Source organism: Acinetobacter sp. A22, assembly GCF_030913345.1.
Classification (GTDB): Bacteria; Pseudomonadota; Gammaproteobacteria; order Pseudomonadales; family Moraxellaceae; genus Acinetobacter; species Acinetobacter junii.
The window spans coordinates 2916438-2942541 of record NZ_CP133162.1 but is presented as its reverse complement, the minus strand read 5'-3'; the positions used below and the strand labels follow the sequence as shown (position 1 = coordinate 2942541).

At 40.5% G+C, this 26104-nt stretch carries 21 protein-coding genes and 1 tRNA gene; 7 read left to right on the top strand and 15 right to left on the bottom strand.

From position 1 onward, the window contains the following. Position 1: 1 nt before the first annotated feature. Positions 2 to 1627 (top strand): IS66 family transposase, encoded by a 1626-nt coding sequence (locus Q9Q86_RS14255; RefSeq protein ID WP_308150312.1) that lies wholly within the window; start codon positions 2 to 4, stop codon positions 1625 to 1627. A 320-nt stretch (positions 1628 to 1947) separates the two neighbouring features. On the opposite strand, the gene Q9Q86_RS14250 is transcribed toward Q9Q86_RS14255, so the two are convergent. Further along, the gene (locus tag Q9Q86_RS14250) at positions 1948 to 2220 is read right to left on the bottom strand and encodes a hypothetical protein (RefSeq protein WP_004951410.1); all 273 of its coding nucleotides are present in this window, start codon (positions 2218 to 2220) and stop codon (positions 1948 to 1950) included. A 385-nt stretch (positions 2221 to 2605) separates the two neighbouring features. Between Q9Q86_RS14250 and Q9Q86_RS14245 the strand changes: the two genes are divergently transcribed. Beyond that, a tRNA-Thr gene (locus Q9Q86_RS14245) sits at positions 2606 to 2681 on the top strand. 4 nt (positions 2682 to 2685) lie between these two features. On the opposite strand, the gene Q9Q86_RS14240 is transcribed toward Q9Q86_RS14245, so the two are convergent. The 4 genes from Q9Q86_RS14240 to Q9Q86_RS14225 all read right to left on the bottom strand — a co-directional run bounded on the left by Q9Q86_RS14240 (position 2686) and on the right by Q9Q86_RS14225 (position 6528). After that, positions 2686 to 3105: a GFA family protein gene (locus Q9Q86_RS14240; protein ID WP_112986121.1), complete on the bottom strand. Its 420-nt coding sequence runs from the start codon at positions 3103 to 3105 to the stop codon at positions 2686 to 2688. Positions 3106 to 3112: 7 nt separating this feature from the next. Next, on the bottom strand, positions 3113 to 3937 hold the full coding sequence (locus Q9Q86_RS14235) for a cyclopropane-fatty-acyl-phospholipid synthase family protein (protein WP_112986119.1): 825 nt from the start codon (positions 3935 to 3937) through the stop codon (positions 3113 to 3115). Positions 3938 to 3939: 2 nt separating this feature from the next. Continuing rightward, entirely contained in the window at positions 3940 to 5238 is a 1299-nt protein-coding gene (locus Q9Q86_RS14230; RefSeq protein ID WP_112986120.1) for an FAD-dependent oxidoreductase, read from the bottom strand. A gap of 429 nt (positions 5239 to 5667) precedes the next feature. Then, complete coding sequence (locus tag Q9Q86_RS14225) at positions 5668 to 6528, bottom strand: pirin family protein (protein ID WP_112986118.1); 861 nt, start codon at positions 6526 to 6528, stop codon at positions 5668 to 5670. A 287-nt stretch (positions 6529 to 6815) separates the two neighbouring features. Here Q9Q86_RS14225 and ycaC point away from each other — a divergent pair, with 287 nt between their 5' ends. Continuing rightward, a complete protein-coding gene (gene ycaC, locus Q9Q86_RS14220; RefSeq protein WP_112986117.1) occupies positions 6816 to 7442 on the top strand; it encodes an isochorismate family cysteine hydrolase YcaC in 627 nt (208 codons plus the stop codon). 73 nt (positions 7443 to 7515) lie between these two features. Then, positions 7516 to 8442 (top strand): LysR substrate-binding domain-containing protein, encoded by a 927-nt coding sequence (locus Q9Q86_RS14215; RefSeq protein WP_112986116.1) that lies wholly within the window; start codon positions 7516 to 7518, stop codon positions 8440 to 8442. Positions 8443 to 8512: 70 nt separating this feature from the next. Here Q9Q86_RS14215 and Q9Q86_RS14210 read toward each other — a convergent pair whose 3' ends face one another. After that, the gene (locus Q9Q86_RS14210; protein WP_112986115.1) at positions 8513 to 9961 is read right to left on the bottom strand and encodes an NAD-dependent succinate-semialdehyde dehydrogenase; all 1449 of its coding nucleotides are present in this window, start codon (positions 9959 to 9961) and stop codon (positions 8513 to 8515) included. Beyond that, positions 9958 to 11250 carry a 4-aminobutyrate--2-oxoglutarate transaminase gene (gene gabT / locus Q9Q86_RS14205; RefSeq protein WP_004964859.1) on the bottom strand — a complete coding sequence of 431 codons (1293 nt, stop codon included), beginning with the start codon at positions 11248 to 11250 and terminating at the stop codon, positions 9958 to 9960. Before gabT ends, Q9Q86_RS14210 begins: the two co-directional genes overlap by 4 nt. A gap of 154 nt (positions 11251 to 11404) precedes the next feature. Here gabT and Q9Q86_RS14200 point away from each other — a divergent pair, with 154 nt between their 5' ends. Beyond that, positions 11405 to 12904 carry a PLP-dependent aminotransferase family protein gene (locus Q9Q86_RS14200; protein WP_112986114.1) on the top strand — a complete coding sequence of 500 codons (1500 nt, stop codon included), beginning with the start codon at positions 11405 to 11407 and terminating at the stop codon, positions 12902 to 12904. Between the two features lie 72 nt (positions 12905 to 12976). On the opposite strand, the gene Q9Q86_RS14195 is transcribed toward Q9Q86_RS14200, so the two are convergent. From Q9Q86_RS14195 to Q9Q86_RS14180, 4 genes are all read right to left on the bottom strand, one after another. Further along, positions 12977 to 14419 carry an amino acid permease gene (locus Q9Q86_RS14195; protein WP_112986113.1) on the bottom strand — a complete coding sequence of 481 codons (1443 nt, stop codon included), beginning with the start codon at positions 14417 to 14419 and terminating at the stop codon, positions 12977 to 12979. 506 nt (positions 14420 to 14925) lie between these two features. After that, positions 14926 to 15510, bottom strand: coding sequence for a single-stranded DNA-binding protein (ssb, locus tag Q9Q86_RS14190; protein ID WP_112986112.1), 585 nt, complete (start codon positions 15508 to 15510; stop codon positions 14926 to 14928). A 52-nt stretch (positions 15511 to 15562) separates the two neighbouring features. Further along, entirely contained in the window at positions 15563 to 16927 is a 1365-nt protein-coding gene (locus Q9Q86_RS14185; protein ID WP_005403380.1) for an MFS transporter, read from the bottom strand. A gap of 136 nt (positions 16928 to 17063) precedes the next feature. Continuing rightward, positions 17064 to 18146, bottom strand: coding sequence for a DUF475 domain-containing protein (locus tag Q9Q86_RS14180; RefSeq protein WP_112986111.1), 1083 nt, complete (start codon positions 18144 to 18146; stop codon positions 17064 to 17066). 174 nt (positions 18147 to 18320) lie between these two features. Here Q9Q86_RS14180 and tenA point away from each other — a divergent pair, with 174 nt between their 5' ends. Beyond that, positions 18321 to 18995, top strand: coding sequence for a thiaminase II (tenA, locus tag Q9Q86_RS14175; protein ID WP_004951380.1), 675 nt, complete (start codon positions 18321 to 18323; stop codon positions 18993 to 18995). Positions 18996 to 19145: 150 nt separating this feature from the next. On the opposite strand, the gene Q9Q86_RS14170 is transcribed toward tenA, so the two are convergent. The 3 genes from Q9Q86_RS14170 to Q9Q86_RS14160 form a co-directional block, all read right to left on the bottom strand. After that, the gene (locus tag Q9Q86_RS14170; protein WP_005403381.1) at positions 19146 to 19502 is read right to left on the bottom strand and encodes a DUF1304 domain-containing protein; all 357 of its coding nucleotides are present in this window, start codon (positions 19500 to 19502) and stop codon (positions 19146 to 19148) included. 72 nt (positions 19503 to 19574) lie between these two features. Then, positions 19575 to 20552 (bottom strand): zinc-binding dehydrogenase, encoded by a 978-nt coding sequence (locus Q9Q86_RS14165; RefSeq protein ID WP_112986110.1) that lies wholly within the window; start codon positions 20550 to 20552, stop codon positions 19575 to 19577. 3 nt (positions 20553 to 20555) lie between these two features. Beyond that, positions 20556 to 21158: a TetR/AcrR family transcriptional regulator gene (locus Q9Q86_RS14160; protein WP_112986109.1), complete on the bottom strand. Its 603-nt coding sequence runs from the start codon at positions 21156 to 21158 to the stop codon at positions 20556 to 20558. Between the two features lie 366 nt (positions 21159 to 21524). Here Q9Q86_RS14160 and uvrA point away from each other — a divergent pair, with 366 nt between their 5' ends. Further along, positions 21525 to 24356, top strand: coding sequence for an excinuclease ABC subunit UvrA (gene uvrA / locus Q9Q86_RS14155; RefSeq protein WP_112986108.1), 2832 nt, complete (start codon positions 21525 to 21527; stop codon positions 24354 to 24356). A 27-nt stretch (positions 24357 to 24383) separates the two neighbouring features. Here the strand turns inward: uvrA and Q9Q86_RS14150 are convergent, their stop codons facing one another. Continuing rightward, positions 24384 to 26054, bottom strand: coding sequence for a P-loop NTPase fold protein (locus tag Q9Q86_RS14150; protein WP_112986107.1), 1671 nt, complete (start codon positions 26052 to 26054; stop codon positions 24384 to 24386). Positions 26055 to 26104 lie beyond the last annotated feature (50 nt).

The window sequence follows — 26104 nt, the reverse complement described above, 5'->3', positions numbered from 1 at the left end:
CATGAATACGCTGCCTGACTTAAGCCAACTGACCCATGAACAACTGCTGGAATTTACCAGACAGTTGGCGCTGCAGCATCAGTCTCTAGCACAATCAAACCAGCAATTAGATGCCAGAGTTCAACATCTTGAAGTCACCAATCAGCAATTAGATTCTAAAGTTCAACATCTTTCTATTCTCAATCAAAAATACGAGCATGAACTCGCACTATTTAAACAGCACAAATTCGGCAGTAAAAACGAACATCTCACTGCAAAACAAATCCATCTCTGGAATGAAGCGGTTGAAGAAGATATTGCTGCTGTTGATCTGGAACTGGAACGGCTGAATGCAGATAAAACCGATGCAGCGACACAGAAAGCCAAAACCAATAAACCTAAACGTCGACTGCTGCCCGATCATCTACACACCATTCGTATTGAGCATGAACCAGCATCAACCCAATGCAGTTGTGGCTGCCAGTTACGTCGTATCGGCGAAGATATCAGTGAAAAACTGCATTTCAGACCGGCACAGTTCTATAAGGAACAGCATGTGCGTGGCAAATGGGTCTGTGATCAGTGTGACACCCTGACTCAGCAAGCGATGCCCGCCTATGTGATTGATAAAGGCATTGCTTCACCTGAACTGCTCAGCCATGTGCTGGTATCGAAGTATGCCGATCATTTGCCGCTGTACCGTCAGCGCCTGATCTATCAGCGGGCGGGCATTGATCTGTCCAGATCTACTTTATCTGACTGGATAGGTCGCTGCGGTGTGGAACTGGAACCTCTGGCCAATGCCTTAAAACAGGTGGTGCTGCAACAGCGGGTGATCCATGCAGATGAAACACCAGTCACCATTATGCGGATGGGTGATGATGAGAAAAAACCGAAGAAAGGTTATGTCTGGGCCTATGCCACTACACAGTACAATCCAGTTCAAGCGGTGATCTATGACTTTCAGGATAGCCGTTCAGGTCAGCATGCTGCAGAGTTCTTGAATGGCTGGCAGGGTTATCTGGTCTGTGATGATTACAGTGGTTATAAAGCACGCTTTAAATCAGGCGATGTCATTGAGGTGGGCTGCATGGCGCATGCACGTCGTAAATTCCATGAGCTACATGTGACTGGGAAAAGTCAGATCGCTGAACAGGCATTACTGATGATTCAGAAACTGTATGCGATAGAAGCCGAACTCAGGAAAAAGACCGATAGTACAGCAGAACACCGCCGCGAATACCGACAACAGCACAGCCAACCGGTGATGCAACAACTGTATGAATGGCTCAACCAACATTATCTGACGGTGCCATCGAGTTCTCCAACCGCCAAGGCCATCAATTACAGTCTGAAGCGTTGGCCAGCCTTAAGCCGCTATCTGGATGATGGCAATCTACCCATTGACAATAACTGGGCAGAGAACTCAATGCGCCCCTGGGCATTGGGCCGTAAGAACTGGTTGTTTGCAGGTTCGCTGCGCAGTGGACAGCGAGCGGCAAATATCATGACTTTAATCCAGTCAGCAAAGCTGAATGGGTTGGATCCGTATGCCTATCTCAGTGATGTGCTGAAAAGGCTGCCGACGCATAAAGCGACCCAAATAGAAGAATTACTGCCACATCGCTGGAAATCCAACTCAAATTAAAAAATAGGCATGGGGTTCAGCGGACGCTTACGTTCTAAAAGCTTAAATCTAAAGGGTTTAAGCTTTTTTTATTGCCTTATGTTTTCCAATATATCCTATTAAATCCTGAGTTGGTTGCGATACGAATTGAGATAGAGTAATTCATATAAATTTTATTCCTTAATTTTTTATACAAATCCCTAGACGATTCAGATTAAATCAAGTCACAAAACAAACATAAAAAAAGCCACCTCTTGGGGATGAGATGGCAAAACCAAAAAGTATGTATTTTTATTCAGGATAAATATTGATACTTCAACAAATCAGTCATATCTGTAGCTTTAATTTTTCGAAATGTTGTCCAATAACTCAGGCTCTAACATAAAAAACTCTCGCCCAAAGTGTTCAACATCCATTTCCGCAAGATTAATTTGATATTCAATCTCACCATTTAAAAATGATTGAGAAGTTTGAATCATTTTTCCCCAGCCCAATTCTCGCTCACAGTGTGTCAATAAAAAGTGATATACCTTCGCATCATTGATCTTCAATACAAAAGCAGTATCAGATAATTGAAGAATTGAGACATTTTCGGAATATTGCACATCAATCATGAACTATCCCTAATTTAAATGCAGAAATGCTTAATTCATATCAATACATAGAAAGCAAAAAAAATTCAATAAAAAAATGATTTTTTATATATTTGTTATATATTTAGTTTTAATTTTTGACACAAAAAAACCACATTTCTCGTGTTATGGCATAAAGTGTCACTCCTAATATTTATAAATATTTTCTAGGGCATCCCACTCATATAGTTCTGAATCGGGGCAAGTACTTTTGCAGTTTTAGCAGCTCTTCCCATACATCTCACTTTCAAACAAGCAAAAATTGATCAAAATTTGATATAAAAATTTTTAGTGGGGATAAATCGAATTATTTGCTCATTTTTTCGCTTGTTTTTTTCTACGGATTATCTATAATTCTCGCCACGTTGCCGGCATAGCTCAGTTGGTAGAGCAACTGACTTGTAATCAGTAGGTCCACAGTTCGAATCCGTGTGCCGGCACCATTTTCTACTTTTTCTTCCTCATCATTTTCTCAAAATGCAAAAGCTCTGGATTTAACATATCCCACTGATTTGCATGACTCACAAAAATTTCTGCTTGCGGTTGATACAAATTTGGATCATCCAAAGTTCCTGCACGAATCGAAATCATATCTGGTACTATTTCTGGTAACCCAAACATTTGCGAGCCACATGTCGAGCAAAATGCACGTCGAATTGGCTTCCCAGATGCACCAAATGATTCAAAATAATGAAGTTCACCCTGAATATTGAGTTCTGATTGATGAAAAAATGCGATCGGCGCATATGCAGCACCTGTTGCTTTCTGACAATCTCGACAATGACAATTAAATTGATAATGTGGCTCTACACTAGCTTGATAACTGACCGCACCACATAAGCATGATCCTGAATATAAGACTGGCATATTATTTTCACTTTTTGACTGCACTCACCTGAATATACCGCACCAATCCATCATGGTAGAGCTTTGCACACAACTTGGCAGTCATTTCAATCTTAAGTTGAGCAAAATCAAACGGTTTTTTTATGCTGGTTTTATTTTTTATAAAATTTGAAAAACCGTTTAAAACGGGTTCTGAAAAATCTTGAATAATGATGTCATCTAGACCATTTTCTAGCAAGTTTAGAAGCAATTGTGACTCTGTTTGAAGGTTTAAATCATTAACATCCGCAGCCTTTAATAAATAACGGTATTGTTGCTTTTGGAGTTGAGAACAGTTTTGCCAACGGTCAGACCACATTAAATAATGAAAAGCAATTCGTCCTTTTGAATTTAAAACTGATGATGCTGATTGAAGAAATGAATTCAAATCACTGTGATAAGCAGCATCCAAACACAGCACCACATCAAATGAATTTAAAATAACGGGTTGCTGTAAATCTAAAAAGGATTGGCAATAAATTTCAACCTGCGGTAACTCATGTTGAATTCGTTTGACACATTCAGCTTGCAGCTCCACTGCACTGAGTTGACGAACATGATACTGCTCAATCCAATGCAATAAACTTGCACCTTGCCCACATCCGAGATCTAAAACACGATCGGAACCTTTAAGCTGAACTGCCTCAGCGATTTGATCTGCTAACGTTTGACATGCTAAGGGATAATCCTGTAGCTGTTGCCAATATCCTAAATTACTCCAAGCAAGCCTAGATTCATCACCAAGTCGTTTTGCATCTATGGCATATTTATGCCCGATCAGGCTTTCAATCCATGCTTGCTTGAAGCGCTTCATATTTAGTAACCGAGTTCAGGTGCAACTTTAACTTGTGGTTTAAGTCCAACAAATGGAACTGGGGCACCTAAAATTTCTGCAATATGCATCGCAGAAGTCACTGCTGATTCTAAAATTGGCAAGCCATCACATGACCAAGAACCACAATAAAATACCTTGCGATTCTGTTGTAGATGACGTTGTTGAATCTCTTTATTCAAAGCAACAGTTTCTAAATCAACCACTGCTCGTGTCAATTTAACCTTAGAAATAATTTTCTTTGGATCGATGTCAATGACTGGACACCAAGTTTGGAACACTGCATTTTTTCCCACTAAAGATGGTTCAACTGCATTAATCCAAACTGTAAATTGTTGGCGGGTAAATTTACGATCCATCATATAGCTCAATACAGCCCAATCTTTACGACGTGCTGGCATGACGACAGGATCGGTATGAATCACCAAATCACCATCTTCAAATCTGAACTTTTTCAATATGTCGATGTCATTAGCAAATTGAGGCTGCTTTAAGAAATTCTCAATCACAGGTGTCGGCGTTGCAATCACAACACGGTCAAAAGCTTTGCTTTCACCTTGTCCATTGTCGACCAATACTTTATCGCCGTGCTCTTCAACCTTCTGAACGGGCGCACCACTATGAATTTCAATCCCTTCGATTAAACGATTCACCAAAGCAGGTGTTCCACCTTTCATTCGTAGTAGTGCTTCGCCTTCCGTCAATTGACGTACAAATTCAAGTAATGGTTTAGCTGGCCATTCACCAATGGTTTTAGGATGGCATGTACAAATGGTGTACAGCACTGGCATCACCGTACCATGCCAAAATACTTCTTCAATATGATATTGATTCATGAATTCAGCTAAGGTGATGTCTTGATTATCTGATTTGAAAAATTGATTAACAGCAGTTTTGAGTTGCAACATCCCTTTTACGAGACGCCAGCCATATTGCTGAATGCCTTTGCGGTTATTAATAATCGGAAAGTTACCAATTCGACTGCGCGAAGTGGTCAACCATGTGTCTGTTTTGTCTTCAAACAACCAACTACACGCCATAAACGTGCGCACTGGAAACGTTTCTATTCCTAAGTGACTGGCTAAACTTAAGGTATTCTTCCAAAGTTTAGGATTCATCACGCGTAAGGGTGCATCAATAATACCACCATCGAATTCGATACTGTGGCTATCCATACCTCGTCCAGCGAGTGCTTCGAATATGGTTACTTTGTGCCCTGCATCATGTAGGATTCTGGCGGCAGCGAGTCCTGCCATTCCACTGCCAATAATTGCAATATCCAAAATTTTTGTCCCATCAGTTGATGATTTTTCTTGATTATGACTGATAGTTAACCCAAATGCCGTATTAAAAAATACCAGATTCAGCATTTAAGCCATACTTTTGTCGTAATAATGTCTTCATGTATTGTTACATTTAGCACAGCTGATTTTTAATCGTAAGCTTATGAATAAATTAATTTTATTATTAAATGAATAATAAAAATATACAGATCGTTCTTTATTTTTCCATTTTTCACGCTGATCCCCCTTTGCAAGTCACAAAAATGGGGCTATTCTGATTACACAACAATGAAAACTGAGTCACATAATAAACTGCATAATCATAAGTGACATAACATTAAAATAATCAATAGAGGAACCTTATAGCCGAAAGCCCATAGCTTCAAAGGGGTTATGGGCTTTCTTATATGAATCCATGTTTGGTTAAACTTAATTCATTATTCCAAACTTACCACGATTAAAATCATTAATTGCATCAACGATTTCCGCCTTGTTGTTCATTACAAATGGACCATACCCTTCGATTGGTTCATTCAATGGTTGACCAGTTAAGATCAAGAATTTACTGTTCTGAGTTGCTTGAACAGCAAAATTAATCTCTTCACGGCTTAATACGACTAAACTTGGAGAATCAATGGTTTGATTACTCAATACAACCTGACCTGACAACAGCACAAATAATGTGGTGTGTCCTTCAGGTACATAGAATGTATGGCTTTGACCTTCGATCAATTGACCATCCCAAACATTGACTGGACTAAATGTTGTTGCTGCACCTGCAAGGTCTTGGTATTCGCCCGCAATCACACGTAACTCGCTGCCCACATCATCTAATGCGATTTTCTGAATCTTGCTAGATTCAATCGCTTGATACTTTGCAGGTGTCATTTTTGAGTGTGCAGGTAAATTGACCCATAGTTGCACCATTTCAAACAAACCACCTTGCTGAGCAAACTCAGGAGAATGAAACTCTTGATGCAGAATTCCACCGCCAGCAGTCATCCACTGTACATCACCAGTTTTGATCGTACCGCCGCCACCTGCTGAGTCTTTGTGTGTCACTTCACCCTGATAAGCGATTGTTACAGTTTCGAATCCACGGTGTGGATGTGTACCCACGCCATGCTGAGCTGTAGTTGGTTCAAAGCGATAAGGTGCTGCGTAGTCCAACAGTAAAAAAGGACTGATTGTTTGCCCTAAGCGATCATAAGAAAATAAGTTGTACACTGGGAAACCATCACCCACCCAATGCATATGTTTATTTTGATAAATACCTGTAATCGTTTTCATCTTTTTACTCCTAAAGTGTAGAAGTTGCGATCTTGATGATTATTCTACGCCTCACAGAGACAGACTTATAGGCACAGGACAGCAACACATTATTTCATAAATAGGACAAATAACTTGGTCACAGGGTATAAATCAGGATGAGACTTAAATAATCCTATTTATAGTATTGTTTGTCTCATTTTTCAGACTTCTGAACCTAGAAAATTTCCAATAGCATAATTTTAATTTCAAGCTTCAATCGAAGCCTTTATTTCAAAATCAACCTAAAACAACTTGAGGATAAAATCATGAGCAAAGACTATATTCGTTTAGATAAGAATAATGTGGCTGTGTTATTGGTCGATCATCAAACAGGCTTATTGTCATTAGTCCGCGATATCGATCCTGACAAATTTAAAAATAATGTGTTGGCACTTGCAGATGCTGCGAAATATTTTAATTTACCGACAATCCTAACAACAAGTTTTGAAAATGGTCCAAATGGTCCCCTCGTTCCTGAACTTAAAGAAATGTTCCCCGATGCGCCTTATATTGCACGTCCAGGTCAGATTAATGCATGGGACAATGAAGATTTCGTTAAAGCGGTTAAAGCAACTGGCAAAAAACAATTGATTATTGCGGGTGTTGTGACTGAAGTTTGTGTGGCTTTCCCAACACTATCAGCACTTGCTGAAGAATTTGAAGTTTTTGTAATTACCGATGCCTCAGGTACATTTAATGAGTTGACTCGTGATGCAGCATGGGATCGTATGTCTAAAGCGGGTGCTCAATTAATGACATGGTTTGGTATGGCGTGTGAGTTACATCGTGACTGGCGTAATGATATTGAAGGATTGGGAACATTATTCTCAAACCACATTCCAGATTATCGCAATTTGATCAACAGCTATAATCAAAACACTAATCAAAAATAATTGACCTACTCCATCAGTTGAGAATAGTTCATGCTATTCTCAACTGAATAGTTATAGGATTTGATCTGCCTTGATGAACTCATTTGATGATTATTATTATTTCTATCTGGTGGTAAAACATGGTGGGTTTAGTGCTGCAAGTGAAGCGGAAAATATCAGTAAATCAAAGCTCAGCCGTCGTATTATTGACCTAGAAAATAAATTTAATGTCAGCCTCATTCAGCGTACAACTCGACATTTTAAAGTGACCGAATTAGGCCAAGAATTTTATGAAGAGTGCTGTAAAGTCATCACTCAAGTTGAGTGTGCGGAAAATGTCTTACTCAAACAAAAAAGCGAGCCACAAGGCTTAGTTAAAATTAGCTGTCCGCCGTTAATGATGCATTTTCAAATTCGCAAAATCCTCAATCAATTTTTAAAAACCTATCCTAAAGTAGAAATATCACTTGAGCTCACCAGTCGAAGAGTGGATATTTTACATGATGATATTGATCTCGCGATTCGAACCAATTTTGAACCAAATGAAGATTCTAATTTAATTGTTCGAGATGTCATTAAAACTGATCATTGTCTAGTTGCCTCCCCTGAGTTACTCCAAGGTCGCAGCATCAACCATTTTTCTGATCTTAAAGATTATCCAAGCATTAGCTTAGGCACCCAAAAAGCAAATTATATTTGGCATTTTTGCAATACTCGCACAGGGGAAACGATGGATGTTCCCTATCAACCGCGAATCAAAAGTAATGATTTGGCTGGTGTGTATTATGCAGTAGCAGATGGTTTAGGTATCGCTGACCTACCATTCTTAACTGTGGAATCTGACATTCGCAAAGGTAAACTGATTCATTTGATGCCTGAATGGAAATCTAATATTGGGACCTTGCAATTGGTTTATGTATCTCGAAAAGGGCAACGCCTTGTCGTCGAACGCCTGATCGAAACCTTGATTGAACATTTAAGACGTTTGTCTGAGAGCCACAAAGGTTATCTTTCGGCTTAATAAAAAAAACGGTCATGAATGGGCATGACCGTTTTTATCGAACACATTTGAGTGTTCAGTTATCCAAGATTTACTCAGATAAATCCACACAGAGGTATTTCATTTCGAGATATTCCTCAATGCCGAATTTTGAACCTTCACGACCTAAGCCTGATTGTTTAACTCCACCAAATGGCGCAACTTCATTTGAAATTGCTCCTGTGTTAATTCCAACCATGCCATATTCAAGTGCCTCACCAACACGCCATTGACGAGCTGCGCTTTGAGTAAACACATATGCGGCCAAACCAAATTCCGTATCATTTGCCATGGCTACGGCTTCGTCTTCAGTTTTGAAACGGAATAACGGCGCCAGTGGACCAAAGGTCTCTTCTTTAGATACTTTCATATCTTGAGTGACGTTGGTTAGTACCGTTGGTTCAAAGAAAGTGCCACCAAGTGCTGAACGCTGACCACCAATACGTATTGTCGCACCTTTTGCAGTCGCATCAGCAATATGTGACTGGACTTTGGCAATCGCATCTTCATCAATCAATGGACCTTGCGTTGATGTTTCCTGACGACCATCACCGACCTGCAGCTTAGCCACAGCTTCGACTAACCGATCTGCCAAAGCATCGTAGATACCATCTTGTACATAAATTCGATTCGCACATACGCAAGTCTGACCACTATTGCGATATTTACTCGCCATAATGCCCTGAACGGCTTGATCGAGATTGGCATCATCAAACACCAACACAGGTGCATTACCACCCAATTCGAGCGATAACTTCTTAATCGTCGGCGCACATTGCTGCATTAAAATGCGCCCCACTTGGGTTGAACCTGTAAAGCTCAACTTACGTACAATATCGCTCTCGCACAGTGTTTTGCCAACTTCAATCGCATCACCACTGATATTTAATAAGATATCGGCAGGCAAACCTGCTTTGAGAGCTAACACTTCCAGTGCATATGCAGTCAAAGGTGTTTGTTCAGCAGGTTTGACCAACATCGAACAACCCGCCGCAATTGCTGGTGCAGCTTTACGTGTGATCATCGCCGCAGGGAAATTCCACGGCGTTATCGCAGCAGTCACCCCGATAGCTTGTTTAATGACAAGTAAACGTTGATTTGGCAATGTTGGCGTTAACACGTCACCATCAATACGACGAGCTTGCTCAGCAAACCAACGGATGAATGAAGCGGCATAACCAATTTCACCACGAGCTTCAGCCAACGGTTTACCTTGTTCGGCAGTTAAAATCTGTGCAAGATTTTCTTTATGCTCAAGCATCAACTGATACCATGCCAAAAGCACATCGGCACGAACTAAAGCAGTTTGCTTTTTCCATGCAGCTTGGGCTTGGGCTGAACGCTGAATCGCGGCTTCAACACCAGCACGGTCATAACTTTTCACCCATGCCAGTGTTTCACCTGTCGCAGCATCTTTCACTTCGATATCGTTATGAGCCGCAGGTGTAGCTAATGAAATATCGGGGTGCTGTAATAAATACTGCAAATTGTTTTGAATCATGCAGATTGCTCCACTGCTTGTGCACTGTCTGCTGTTAATGCTGCAAAACCTTGTTTTAAAATATCGAGACCTTGACGGAATTGCTCAGCAGGAATGGTTAACGGATATAGGAAACGAATGACATTACCGTATTTACCACAAGTGAGAATCAATAAACCATGTTCCATTGCATAACTTTGTACTGCTTTTGCTTGTTCAGCTGTTTCTAGCTCGGCAGCGACCATTGAACCCAAAGCACGAATTTGTGTAACAACATCGCCTGAAGTTTCTTGAATTTCTTTTAAAACAGTAACCAACTCTGTACCTAGCTCATTGGCACGATCACATAAGTTTTCTTCTTCGATTGCATCAATCACCGCATGAGCAGCAGCAACTGCAATTGGGCTACCTGCATAGGTGCCACCCAAACCGCCTGGGTTTGGTGCATCCATCACTTCTGCACGTCCCACTACACCTGAGATTGGGAAACCACCACCCAAGCTTTTCGCCATCGTGATCAAATCTGCTTTGGTTTCATAATGATTCATGGCAAATAATTTGCCTGTGCGCGCAAAACCAGATTGCACTTCATCAGCGACCAATAAAATACCGTGCTTATCACACAAAGCACGTAAGCGTTTTAAGAATTCGGCAGGTACAACGTTGAAGCCGCCTTCACCTTGCACAGGTTCAAGCACAATTGCCGCGACGTCATGTGGGGCAATATCTTCGCTAAAAATATCTTCAACACTTTCAATCGCTGCTGCAACTGAAATACCTTTTTCTGGCACAGGATAACGCGCATGGAATACACCTGCTGGCATCACACCAAAGTCACGTTTATAAGGTGCTGTTTTACCTGTCATTGCCATAGTCATAAATGAGCGACCATGAAAACCATTACCAAAAGTAATGATGCCGTGACGACCTGTATATGAACGTGCAATCTTAACTGCATTTTCAACTGCTTCTGCGCCTGTAGTGAAAAATGCTGTTTTCGCTGCACCTGCGATCGGCGCACGCTGATTAATGCGTTCAGCTAAAGCAACATAACTTTCATAAGGTGTCACTTGATAAGCCGTATGGGTAAATTTGGTCAATTGCTCTGTGACAGCCGCGATCACTTTCGGATGACGATGGCCTGTATTGAGTACTGCAATACCACCTGCAAAATCGATATATTGCTTGCCTTCCTTGTCCCAAATGGTTGCATTTTCAGCTTTTTCTGCATACCACTGACACATCACACCGACGCCACGAGGCGTTGCTTGCTGTTTGCGTGTATTCAGTGCAGAATGTTGAGTATCCATTTTATTCCCTCATATCTCATCATCAGTTACAGCTTTGGTCGTACATCCTAGGGGTCGATTTTTAGGATGCGATACAATGACTGCCTATAGCTGTAATTTCGCTCGTCTCAAGGCAAGAGACGAGAGCCATTTTTAAACTGTAGGAGAGAGCCAATTGCGTAGTTTACTTGGAGATCATTTGCTGCAAAGGCTCCAACAAGACACGGAGGGAAAACTACATCAACGCCTTTTTCGATGTCTACGTGGTGCAATCATAGAAGGCGTCATTCAACCGATGACGCGCTTACCTGCATCACGTGATTTAGCCAGTGAAATTCATGTCTCTCGAAACACTGTGCTGAGTGCTTATGAGCAGTTACAAGCAGAAGGATATTTAGAAGCACGTACAGGACATGGAACTTGGGTCGCAGAAAAACTCCCTGAAAGTTTCTTAAACACTAAAAATAAAAAGAAAAAACCTGAACTCCCTAATATCCAAAGTTCATATGTACTATCACAACGTGGCTCAAACTTATTGGGCTATGCTGCTGCATCACCACATCAATGGGGAGCTTTTGTACCTGGGGCACCTGATGTCACTGAGTTTCCACATCATATTTTTAGTCGGATTCAAGCACGTTTAAGTCGTGAACCTGATGTGAATCGCCTGATTTATAGCAATGCTGGGGGATGTATTGAACTTCGGAGTGCTTTGGCAGATTACTTAAAAGTCGCCCGCTCCGTGCAATGTGATGCAGATCAAATCATTATCACCGAAGGCATTCATCAAGCGATTGACTTAGTTTCTCGTGCGCTGAGTGACATTGGTGATCGTGTTTGGATTGAAGATCCCGCATATTGGGGAATGCGTAACACACTCAGGATCAATGGCTTGGATATTCAACCTATGCCCGTCGATGCAGAAGGTATTATTCCTGAAAATAATCCAACTCAACCGCCTAAACTGATCTTTGTTACCCCTTCTCATCAATACCCTTTAGGCTCTCATCTCAGTGTAAATCGACGTAAAGAATTGATTCAAATTGCTCGTCAACACAACAGTTGGATCGTAGAAGATGATTATGACAGTGAGTTTAGATTCTCAGGACAACCTTATCCCTCTTTGCAGGGTTTAGAAAATAATACCCCTGTGCTCTACATGGGTACCTTTAGTAAAACCATTTATCCATCACTCAGAATTGGATATCTCGTTGTGCCTAAACCATTGTTCTCATCTTTAAGAATCGTGGCAGCAGAACTATATCGTGGTGGGCATTTGCTTGAACAAAAAGCACTCGCTGAATTTATTCGTGAAGGTCATTATGAAGCGCACATTCGACGTATGCGCCTACTGTATGGCAAACGTCGGGATTATTTGGTCAGTTTGATCAAACGCTATCTAGGTACTGAATTTCTACATGAATATGATGAAGCCGCAGGCTTACATTTGGTTCTCAAATTACCAAATGATTGCGATGATGTCGCGATTACCAGTAAAGCCTTAGAACGAGGTGTGAAAGTTCGTCCTTTGTCGCAATATTACATGCAATCACATGCTCTCGCTGAACGTGGACTGTTGATGGGCTTCGCCTGTGTTAATGAAAAAGATATGGTGATGGCTTTTGGTGTGTTATTGCAATGCTTACGAGAAGTAGGTGTTCCCACGCTCAATTGATGCTGTTTTACGATTATCGCATCTAAAAAAAAGAGCCTCATGATTTGAGGCTCTTTTTACTTTTAAACGAACTTAGACCAATTTTTCTTCATGCACTTGGCTCAGGTGAGATGCTCGACGCTCTTCTCCCCAACGCAATTTTTGCGAGACAAAACCAAAGAACACGATAATGCCAAAGAGCGCTGTGGTGTAAATGACTTCTTTAAAATAAGTTCCCTCTATCAACATCGTGAGAATTGCACCGATAATGGCAAATATCACGAGATAAGTGATATAAGGGAATAACCACATTTTAAATTCAATTTTTGCGCCCTCTGCTTCAAGTTTTTTACGCATACGAAGCTGAGAATAGGCAATGGTTAAATACACATACAGTGTTGCTGCACCTGTAGTTAACATGAAAAAGTCATATACATTCATACTTTCGGTAGCCGTTAAAATCACAGCAATTACCGAGAAAAAACATGACACAATCACCCCAACCCAAGGGCTGCTCTTGCTATTTACAGAACCAAAACTTTTCGGTGCATCACCACGTTTTGATAATGAAAATAGCATACGCGAACACGTATACAATGCTGAGTTAAAACAACTACATACTGAAGTTAACACCACGAAATTCACGATATGACGTGCTTCTGGAATACCGAGTGCCGTTAAAGTCACACTATAAGTTCCCCAAGTTGAGTCTTTTAATAACTCGTTATTATGTGGAATCAAACAAACCGCGACAAACATTGAACCGACGTAAAATAATACAATTCGCCAAACCACTGAATTTGAGGCTTTACGAATTTCTTTCGATGGATTTTCTGATTCAGCCGCTGCAACCGTGACAATTTCAGCTCCAATATAGGCAAACATTACTCCAAGTAATGCCGTAATCACTGACGATGCGCCATTTGGCATAAAACCTTGAGCGGTTAGATTACTGATTCCAGAAGCAGACGCATCACCCCACGGCCATAAATGCATGATCGCTAAGCTACCAATCACCAAAAACACCACGATCGCAACGACTTTGATCAAAGCAAACCAAAACTCAAACTCACCATAGTTTTTGACGTTTTGTAAGTTGACTGCAACTAATCCGCCGATGACCAAGACCATATAAGCCCAAATCGGGATAAAGGGGAACCAACTATTCAGAATTTTACCTGCGACATAGGCTTCCCACCCCATCAACATCGCCAAGGTACACCAATACAACCATCCGATTGAAAAGCCTGCCCACCGACCAATTGCACGGTCAGCATAAGTTGAAAATGAACCGCTGTCTGGGTTTAACACCGCCATTTCACCCAACATACGCATGATGAACCAAACCAGTAAACCACCTAAGGCATAGGTTAGAAAGACCACTGGTCCTGTGTTGTAAATAATACTGCCTGAACCGACAAATAAAGAACCACCGATCACACCTGCAATTGAAATCATCGTGAGGTGGCGTGACTGTAGCTCGTGTTTTAAACCTTGGGAGAGATTGGCTTCAGAACCATTTTGATGTGCTGCCATATCATTTTCCTTAATATATTGAAGGTATTAGTGGCTTTTGGCATCACATACACCATGCCGCAAATACCTCCTAAAAACTGTGTCGTTCAACCTATTCCGTCCAGAATGGAATAAGGATTAAAAACGACGCTTCCGCATGCATACTTTCTATGGCTTTAATTTGTCGTTTCGGCTCTGAAGAAACGAGAGCCATTTTTAGAATAACAGAGAGAGCCAATTGTAAAAATAATGCTCAATCTCGGAGAGTTTTTTAAACAAAATTGAAAGGAAACATCATCAAATTAAAAAATACAACCTAAAATTAATTAAAATAAATCAGTGATTTAATATATCAACCCCTTCTTTAAAATCCTTTCTAAAAATAAAATCTGAATCGAAATATAAATTTGTCTAGACCCTAAACTTCGATTCAGCTCCATTTAAACTTGGCTTCTAGTTTCAATAAATCCCCATAAAAAAACCTCTTTTCAGATCAGGAAAAGAGGTTTTTTATTTCATTTAACCGATTAAAACGGTAAATCATCATCTAAGTCAGCTGGAGCCGCAGCAGGTTGAGGTGTGGCTTTTGGTGTATTAAAACCATTACCTGCTTGCGGACTGCCTGCATAATTGCCCTGATTTCCACCACCAAAACCGCCACCTTGACCATAACCATTTTGGTTGTTGTTATAGCCTGTGTTTTGGTAGCCACCGCCTTGATTATTGTTAAAACGCGGTTGGTTAAAATCATTACCCGCTTGATGCTCACCACCTTGCTGACGAGAATCGAGCATTTGCATTTGGTCACCACGAATTTCGGTGCTGTAACGCTCTTGACCATTTTGGTCTGTCCATTGGCGTGTACGCAATGAACCTTCGATATAAACTTTCGAACCTTTACGTAAGTATTGCTGTGCAATTTCACCTAAACGGTTATGCAATACGATACGATGCCATTCTGTTTGTTCTTTTCGTTCGCCTGTATTTTTATCTGTCCACGATTCACTTGTTGCAATCGAAAATTGGGTCAGTGATCCACCATTTGGAAAGGTTTTTGTCTCAGGATCTTTACCCAAAGTACCGACTAAAATAACTTTATTCACACCACGCATTAGCTTGTCTACGTCCTATCTATTTCTATGTTTTACTTTATAAGAGTTATGCTTAAATGGCTACCTCTTTACCCAACAAGTGCGTTAAATCTTGTCGCGCAGCATCATCTAGATGTTGTTTATCGACCTTAATATAAGCAACTTGTTGCTCAGACATCACCACGACTTCTTCAATACCACGAATTGCCAGTAATTTTGAAGACCATTCATCTGTTTGTTGCGCTTCAGGTAGTCGAAGCACAATTGAAGACAAATATCTTGGTTGAGACAACCCAAAACTAACCAGCAGCCATAGTATAGCAATCCCTGTTAACACACTCCAGCCAAGCGCCGTATTCTGTAACATCAAAAGCTGACCGCCCAATGTCCCACCAAAAAAAGCGCCTAAAAACTGACTACTTGCATTAACACCCATCGCAGTGGCTTTAGACTGAATCGGAGCGACCTTCGATAACCAAGAAGGCAATAAAGCTTCCATAACATTGAAGGCAATAAAGAAAATTCCTAAGCCTGTTAGCAACACATATTTCGATTCATAACCAAAAATGAGAATTAACAAGCCCCCAATAATGCCTGCGATTGCAGATAGAAAAATCCCACGCATCTTACGGTACTTTTCCGCAATGATGATGCTCGGAAATGCAAAAAACAAACTTACCAATAACAACGGCAAGTAAATCAAACCATGTTTTGCTAAAGGAATTTGTGCGTAGTCGATTAATTGCGAAGGGATGTAAATAAACATTGCAGTGAGCAATAAATGCAATGAGAACACTGACACATGCAAGCGATTTAGATCACCCATTTGAATCACTTGTTTTAGTTGTGCCCAATAACCTTGTTGAAAATTTCGATGATGGCGAGTGACTTTCGGCACCAATAACAACATTAAGATCGCGGCTAATCCCATGATGGTCGTGACAAAAAATAAACCTGAGATTCCGACTAAACTCGTCAACCACGGCCCTAAACTAAATGCCACCACAAAAGACAAGCCAATACTCATACCCATGGCTGCCATTGCTTTCGTTCGTTGCTCTTCACGGGTTACATCTGCCAACAAGGCCATCACAACTGCCGAAACAGCACCAGCACCCGCAATCGCACGACCGATGATTACACCATAGATCGTCTCGGAAAACCCTGCTATCGCACCGCCAATCGCAAACAATAGCAGTCCAAGAACAACCAGTGGCTTACGACTAAAACGATCTGCCAACAAGCTAAAAGGAATCTGTAAGATCGCCTGCGTTAAGCCATACACCCCGACAGCTAAACCGATCAAAGCAGGTGTTGCGTATTGATATGATTGCCCTGCAACTGAAAAAACAGGAATAATCATGAACAAGCCCAACATGCGTAAGGCAAAAATGCTACTTAAGGCAAAGGTTGAACGACGTTCTAAAGCATTCATCATTGACTAGACACTAAAACTGGCTCAAAGGATTATAAGCTATTCCTTTTAAAGCGTTGAAAAAATAACAATCGAATAAATAAAAAAGGGACGTTACCGTCCCTTTAAAAGATCTTAAGTGATCAAACTGAAACTAATCTTAAGAGCTTAGCTTCTGTCGTTTACTGTATTGGATCGAGGCAATTACCGCCCAAACAATAAATGCGACACCGATCAAACCAGTCACCACTTCAGGTACATGTAAACCTGTACCACTAGCAATCATAATGAATGCCAATGCACCAATAGCATAATGCGCACCATGTTCAAGGAAGATGTAAGCATCTAAAGTGCCTTTCTCAACCAGATAGATGGTCATCGAACGGACGAAGATCGCACCAATCGCAAGACCCAACATAATGATCACAACATCACTGGTAATCGCAAATGCGCCAATAACACCATCAAAACTGAACGATGCATCTAGGACTTCAAGATATAAGAAACCACCAAAACCTGCTTTGACAACACCTGATGCAGCCCCATTGGCATCATGCATTACGGCATTACCGTGTTCATCAATTTCAGGTTCACCACCCAATAAATGACTGAGAACTTGGACACCGATATAAACCACAATCCCCCAGATTCCAGCCATCGTCACTACCAGACGTTTGCTTTCCTCAACATTCGCCGCCATGATTAACATCGCAACCAAAGCAATGAAAACAGACATCGCAGGAACACTTGCAAGATGTGAGAGTTTAGATTCGATCCAACGGAACCAATGAGTTTCCTTTTCATCATCGAAGAAGAAATTCAAGAACACCATCAATAAGAAAGTACCACCAAAGGCTGCAATTTCTGCATGATGTTCCATCAAACGAGCTGAATAAGACTTCGGATCGTTAAGTGCCAATTTCACGACTTCCATCATGCCCATATCTGCTGTGACAGCGACAATCACGACAGGGAAAACCAAGCGCATACCAAATACGGCAATTAAAATACCCACCGTTAAGAAAATCATTTTCCAGAAATGATCCCAATTACGGAGTACTGATGCGTTGACCACGGCGTTATCAAAAGAGAGAGAGACTTCCATCACTGCCAAAATTGCAGTAATAGTTAATGCTTTCAGCATTGTTGCAATACCTGCTTCTGGACCATGCGTATAGCCCCAGTAAGCAGATAGTGCTAAACACACTACTGTAAAGAAAATTGAGAAACGAAAATGCTTCATGAGCAACCTTTTATTCGAAATCGTTTGGGTAGAAAAATGTGACTATTGTAGGCGAGTTTTGACCGAAAGACAGAAAAGATTGTTGGACTTATTTTGAGATCAAATACGATCAAAGCTAAGTTCTGATATAGTTTGAATAAAATCTTAGAATTATTGTTTTTACAGGTTCAATTTATGACTTTTTCTCAGGATGTCTGGCAGCGCAACATCGACCTTTATCAAAAAATCCTCGCACTTCCATTCAACCAAGAACTTGCAGCAGGAACATTGGACCCTCAAGTCTTTTGTCATTATGTGATTCAAGATGCACATTATCTATTGGCTTATGGTCGTGCGCTCGCAGTTGCTGCTGCTAAAGCTTATGAAGCGGATGATGTGATTCAATTTTCTGAAGCTGCAAAAATTGCAATCATCGTTGAACGTAGTCTACATAGTGATTTCATGCAAGAGTTTTCCATCAGCAAAACTGAGTTTGAAAATACCCCGCTCACCCTTGCCTGTCATCACTACACATCTTTTCTAACGGCTACAGCTTGGTCAGAAAGTTATCCTGTGATTTTAGCGGCATTGCTTCCATGTTTTTGGATTTATGCAGAAGTAGGGAAATCAATTATTCACCAATCCGCTGACAATAACCGTTACCAAGCATGGATTGATACCTATGCAGGTGAAGAATTTAATACAGCGGTAAGTAATGTGATTGCAACGATTGATAAAGTAGCAGCGCGTTGCGATGAAGATACTTTAGCGAAAATGCACGCAGCATATACGATGGGTGCAAAACTGGAGTGGTTATTTTGGGATAGCGCTTATCAGCAACGCCAATGGTTAGGGCTAGATCACGCTTAATCCTATAAATAATTAAACACGACATTCTCTTAGACATAAAAAAGCCCCATAAAGGGGCTTAGTCGTATATCGTATCGTCCGATATACTGTATGAGGCTCATCTCAAACTGGCTGCATTAAAACACAAATCAGATCGAGTGAATACCTTTATTACTTAAAAAAGTTAACGGCAATTAAGGCGATCAATGCGGGTACAGATTGGATATAAATAATTTTTTTGCTCGCCGTCAAACCACCATAAATACCTGCAATCAATACACAACCTAAAAAGAAATTCGCCAAAGCCACAGCATAGGTTTCAGGTGCAATTAACGACCAGAATAAGCCTGCTGCAAGAAAACCATTATAAAGACCTTGGTTTTGCGCTAAAACTTTGGTGAGCTGGGCTTTTTCAGGAGTATTCGTAAATGCTTTTAAACCTGCTGGTTTATCCCATAAAAACATTTCCAATACTAAGATATAAACATGCAAGACAGCAATTAGTCCTACGAGCAGTTGTCCGATCATCTCATTTTCCTTTTTATTGTATGACTCAATATCAGTAGACCAGCCTCACGACTGGTCATGCAATTTTCAAAATTAAGCTTTTAACAACACTTTACCCTGACGTGCTCCCTGAGTCGCTTTCAGTGCAGCAGTTTTAATGTCATCAAAACTGAAAACGCCTTCTACAGGTAGAACCAGTTTTTTCTGGGTCGCAAGTGTAAGTAGCTCAACAAATAATGCCTTTTTACGCTCTGCTGGCATTTCTTTATTGACTACACTTGCCCAAAAGCCTTTCACTGTAGCCTGTTTGAAAATCAAATCACCCGATGAAATCTGCATGGTTTCACCCGTCATGCTGCCAAATGAAACTAATAAGCTATTTTCACTCAGTAGATTCAGCATTTCACCACTCGCCGCTCCACCAATTGAATCCACGCCTGCAATTAATGGCTGATCAGCATGAATGGTTTTCACTTGTTGCTTCCAATCCGCCTGATCAGTCGCAACTACATGTTGAATACCTAAAGCCTGCATTTCAGCAATCGCATCGGTACGACGCACGAGATTAATCACTTGCAAACCACGCGCTTGAGCAATCATGGCAACGGTTTTACCCACAGCACCATTCGCTGTGTTCTGAATCAGCCATTGACCTGCTTGAACATTTACAAAGTCCAATAACATCAATGCACTAATCGGCATACCAATCAATTGAGCTGCTGTTTCATCATCAATCGCATCATTTAAAGGAATGATGCTTTGCGCAGGAGCAATAAAATATTCTGCCCAACTGCCATGTACGCCAGCAACTGCAACCCGTTGCCCTAATTTACTTTCATCGACACCTTCACCTACAGCATCGACGATACCGACCGCTTCACTACCACCAATTGCAGGTAAAGTTGGCTTATAGCCATAACTCCCTCTCACCGTCCATACATCATGATTATGGATTGGAGACATAATGGTCTTGATACGCACTTCACCTGCTTTAGGCTCTGGTTGAGGCATATCCGCTACTTCTAAAACATCTACGGGTTCGCCAAATTGATGATGAATAATACTTTGCATGATTTATTCCTGTATCGGTTGTAACAGCTGTTTCGTGGTATCCAAAGCTAGATGCAATGGTGCTTTGTCTTGTGCCAATTTGGTCATCAATGCTGCACCAAACCAAAGCTGATACATCACTTGAGCTGTTTTAAATGGGTCAAGATGTGTTGGAATCGAACCTTGCTGCTGCCCTTCTTGTAATAGCAGCGCTATGCGTTGCGTGAGTCGATGCACACCTAAATTCAAAATTTGTCGCATGTCTTCTGATAAATCAGAGACTTCAGCCGCGAGTTTCACAATTAAGCAGTTTTCTGCCCAACTGCCGTAAATTGGATCGTCAATCCACGCCTGCCACAACGCCATCAAACGTGCATAAGCACTTTGTTCAGTGTGCTGCCACAGCTGCTCGACACGTACTTTATAGTCAGCCATGTACTGTTCTAATAAAGCACAACCAAAGGCCTCTTTAGACGCAAAATAGTGATAGAACGAACCTTTGGGTACGTCACAGGCTTTCAAAATTTCTTGTAAGCCAACCCCAACAAAACCTTTATGCAATACCAATTCAAAACTGGTATCCAAGATGTGTTTTCGGGTTGCTTCACTTTTCATTGATCGTTTCATGTTCACACTATAAATAAATATTAGACCAGTCGTCTAGTAAAGTTATGTATTTTTATTTAGCAACAGCTTTACAGTAGTAAAATGAGAAAAGGAATGATAAAAATACAACTCGGTTTGAGACTGATCATGTTTGAAAAAGTGGTCTGACCGTCACAATTTGTCGTTTTAAATATTTTTATACCACTTGAACAATTTTAAGGCGCTATCATATAAGACCTGTTAAACAGCACGATGCTGCTCTGCAATTATTTTAAATTGATTGGTACTGAACTTTCTCTCAAGACATTCAAATTAAATAATTGATGATGCACCCCATCAATGTTCAACGTCTTTTGATCTTCTATTGCATATTATTGAGATGTTTTCATGAGCCAAAGTCATATCCGTATTCGAGGCGCACGTACCCATAATTTAAAGAATGTGTCACTCGATATTCCACGTGACAAATTTGTGGTGATCACAGGGCTTTCAGGTTCAGGGAAATCATCGTTGGCATTTGATACCTTATATGCTGAGGGTCAGCGCCGTTATGTTGAATCACTTTCGGCTTATGCACGACAATTCCTTTCGCAAATGGAAAAACCTGAAGTTGATTCAATCGAAGGTTTATCCCCTGCGATCGCGATCGAGCAAAAATCAACGAGCCATAACCCGCGTTCAACTGTCGGAACAATTACCGAAATTTATGACTATTTACGACTGCTCTATGCGCGTGTGGGTACACCCTATTGTCCAGAACATGACTTACCGATGGTCGCACAAACCGTTTCGGAAATGGTCGATGCAGTAAAATCGCTTGAAGAAGGTACGGCACTGATGTTGCTCGCACCTGTGGTCCGTGAGCGCAAAGGCGAATACAGTAACTTATTTGAACAATTACAAAGCCAAGGCTTTGTGCGTGCGCGTGTCGATGGCGAAATTATTGATATTGATACCCCACCTGAATTAGACAAAAAGAAAAAACATACCATCGAAGTCGTCGTCGACCGTTTCAAAGTCCGCGATGATCTTGGCAATCGAATTGCTGAATCCTTTGAAACTGCGTTACGTTTAGGTGGTGATATTGCAATTTTATCGTGGATGAATGGCGAACACCCTGAACGTGTCTTTTCAGCGAAACACTCTTGTCCTGAATGTGACCGTGCGGTTGCTGAACTCGAGCCTCGTTTGTTCTCATTTAACAATCCTTTTGGTGCTTGCCCTGTCTGCGATGGTTTAGGGACGCGTAGTCATTTCAGCGCCGACAAACTTATTCCAAACCCAGAAGTATCGATCAGCCAAGGTGCAATTCGTGGTTGGGACAGACAGCGTCCGTATTACTATACGATGCTTCAAAAAGTCGCAGATCATTTTGATATTCCACTCGATACCCCGTGGAATCAACTGGATAAAGAGACACAAAAGAAATTCTTACAAGGCACAGGCAAAGAAAAAATCGACCTCAGTTATATTGATGAACGTGGTCGTAAACATAATCGTGTGCAACCTTTTGAAGGAATCTTGCCACATTTGGAACGTCGTTATCGTGAAACGGAATCGAATTATGTCCGTGATGACTTAGCCCAATACTTATCTAATGCCGCTTGTGACGCCTGTGGTGGTTCTCGTCTCAATGAAATCTCGCGTCATGTTCGTGTTAAAGACAAAACCATTGCTGAAATCACCAAGATGTCGATTGGTGATGCCGAAAGTTATTATCAAGACCTCAATCTTGAGGGGGCTAAAGGCGAAATCGCCGATAAAATTTTTAAAGAAATTCGTGAGCGTTTACACTTTTTGGTGAGTGTTGGACTCAATTATTTGAGCTTAGCACGTTCGGCTGAAACCCTTTCAGGGGGTGAGGCACAACGTATTCGTCTCGCTTCGCAAATCGGTGCAGGCTTGATGGGTGTGATGTATGTGCTTGATGAACCATCGATTGGTCTACACCAACGTGATAATGATCGCTTATTACAAACGCTCATTCGTTTACGTGATTTGGGCAACACCGTGCTAGTTGTTGAGCATGATGAAGATGCGATTCGTGCTGCGGACCATATCATTGATATCGGACCAGGTGCAGGGATTCACGGTGGTGCGATCATTGCTGAAGGAACTTATGACGAATTGGCGAACCATGCCGATTCGCTTACAGGTCAATATCTTTCAGGCAAATTAAAGATCGCAGTGCCAAAACAACGTACCCAATCACCACGTCCTGATGAAGTGATTAAGCTTTCAGGCGCAAGCGGACATAATCTTAGAAATGTCGATTTAACCATTCCTTTAGGCATTATGACCTGTGTCACGGGGGTTTCAGGTTCAGGAAAGTCAACCTTAATTAACCGCACTTTATTACCTTTAGCAGCCACTCAACTTAATGGTGCAACCACTCTTACCGCAGAAAAGTTTGATTCAATTGATGGTTTACAACACTTGGATAAAGTGGTCGATATTGACCAAAGTCCAATTGGTCGTACACCACGTTCGAACCCTGCTACCTACACGGGGTTATTTACCCCAATTCGTGAATTATTTGCGCAAACCCCTGAAGCCAAAGCACGTGGTTATAGCGCAGGTCGTTTCTCATTTAACGTAAAAGGCGGGCGCTGTGAGGCATGTGAAGGCGATGGCATGATCAAGGTCGCGATGCATTTCCTGCCTGATATGTATGTGCCTTGTGATGCCTGTCATGGCAAGCGTTATAATCGTGAAACACTGGAAGTAGGCTATAAAGGTAAGAATATTTCTGATGTCTTAGAAATGACGGTAGAAGATGCAGCCGAATTCTTTAGTGCAATTCCTGTGATTCATCGTCGTCTAGAAACCCTCACTCAAGTGGGACTTGGTTATATCCGTTTGGGACAGGCAGCAACAACCCTTTCAGGTGGTGAAGCTCAACGCGTGAAATTAGCGCGTGAGTTAGCAAAACGTGATACGGGTAAAACCTTATATATCCTAGATGAGCCAACCACTGGTTTACATTTCCATGATATTGCCAAGTTACTCGATATCTTGCATGAGCTACGTAATAAGGGTAATACCATCGTTGTGATTGAGCATAATTTAGATGTGATCAAAACTGCCGATTGGGTGATTGATCTAGGCCCTGAAGGTGGTTCTGGTGGTGGTCAAATTATCGCTGAAGGCACGCCTGAGCAAGTTGCTGAAGTTGAGATTTCACACACAGGTAAGTTTTTAAAATCGATGTTGAAGTGATATAAAAGGGCTCATATGAGCCCTTTTTTAATCTTTCAGTCTTAAAATTAAATAATCCATATATCTTTGATGAAACTCTGACTCTTGCCCTTTTTCTTTATAAACATCGATAATCATTTGTTTAATTTTTGAATTTAGTTCTGGCTTCATTGACTGTTTAAGCATTTGTGTAACAACTTGACTGGTATTCATATCATGAAAGCGATTATCATAAGGTATTAATTCAAATAGCACTTCTTTCCAGTCATTTCTTGTTGCTCCTTCCAAGGCAATAACATGCTCTGAACTCCAGCTCTGGACATAAATATATCGATATATCACCTCAACTAAACTAGGTAAACCCTCAAATTTATTTTGTTCCTCATATTCTGATAAAAAATCTTGAAATATTTTTTTCACCTCACCAAGGCTACTCATATTATTAAAAAACTTTTTATTCTCTTTTAATTTTAGCTTCATCCATTCCATTACTTGTTTTTCAAGTAAATTTGCTTTTTGAACATCCCCCAATTGTTCCAAAATTTTTAACGCAAAGCTTAAATTATGTAAACTCTCCAAAGCGATAACCTGTTGTGAAGCAAAATATAACTTTTCTGTGAAGTTATCATCGATCTTTAGCCCCCAGAAGTGATCAAACAATTCATGGAAACTATCTTTTTTTTGATTATTTTTATCTAAAATCAAATCAGACTGAGCAAGCTCTTTTAACTTATCGAAATCAATTCCATCAACTTGTTCAAACCATTTTTTAAACTCATAAAACCATAAATCATCTTGAGTAAAATTATAGCTAATCTTCTTCAATGCTTCATATTTCTGTTGTTTTATTTCACTCCAATCTTCTCGATCTTTATTAGAATAGTATCGACAATCACTCCAACTATACTCAAAATTTGTAAAATCTTGAATTAAATAGCCTTGAAGAACTCTTACTAAAATAATTTCTTTTGTCGACAGTGCAATATCGGCACCTAATTCTTTTCTAAATTGCTGATATAGCTTAAGTACCTTTTGGAAAAAGCGGAAATTATGGATCTCTAATGCCTCAGCAAATTCGATCATTAGTTCAACAAGTGGTTCATCAATTCCTACATCTATAGAGTTTGCACGTATCAAATGCTCAACGGAATTAATAACTATCGTTTCATCAACTAACTTTTCTTTATAGTCCGCATACTTTTTCTTATTGTCACCTTCAGCTTTATCTTCATCTAAAATCAAAATGATCTGACAATTCTTTTCTAATTTTAAGTAATTAGCTAACCCCATAACATCTTTTATGTCTAATTTATTAGACATGCGTTCGAAGTCATCAAAACAGATGATCGCATCTTTGACCTGATTAAACATGAGGCTATCAAAAATTTTAGTGGAAGCGCTTAAACCGAATTGTGAAACTCTGGTATCTTTTAAAATCGATGGCAAGCCTCGAATCCATCGAGGAATATCTAACGTTGAATGATTATTCTCAATATTGCTATAAATATGCGTTTTTAAATCACTCAGTGACTCAAGACCAAATAAAGAGATATAGACATACTTCTTTTTAAAATTATATCCATCTATACATCTTTTCCAGAAAAACGTTTTTCCCACACCCCAAGGTCCAGTAATCGCAATTGCGGTACCAATTTTCACATTTTTTATATTATGTTCTAATATTCCTTTTAATCTTTCTTCTTTCTCTAATATGTCCATCAGATCCTAATGCTTTAAATATAAAATTTTATAATAATTCAATAATTGAG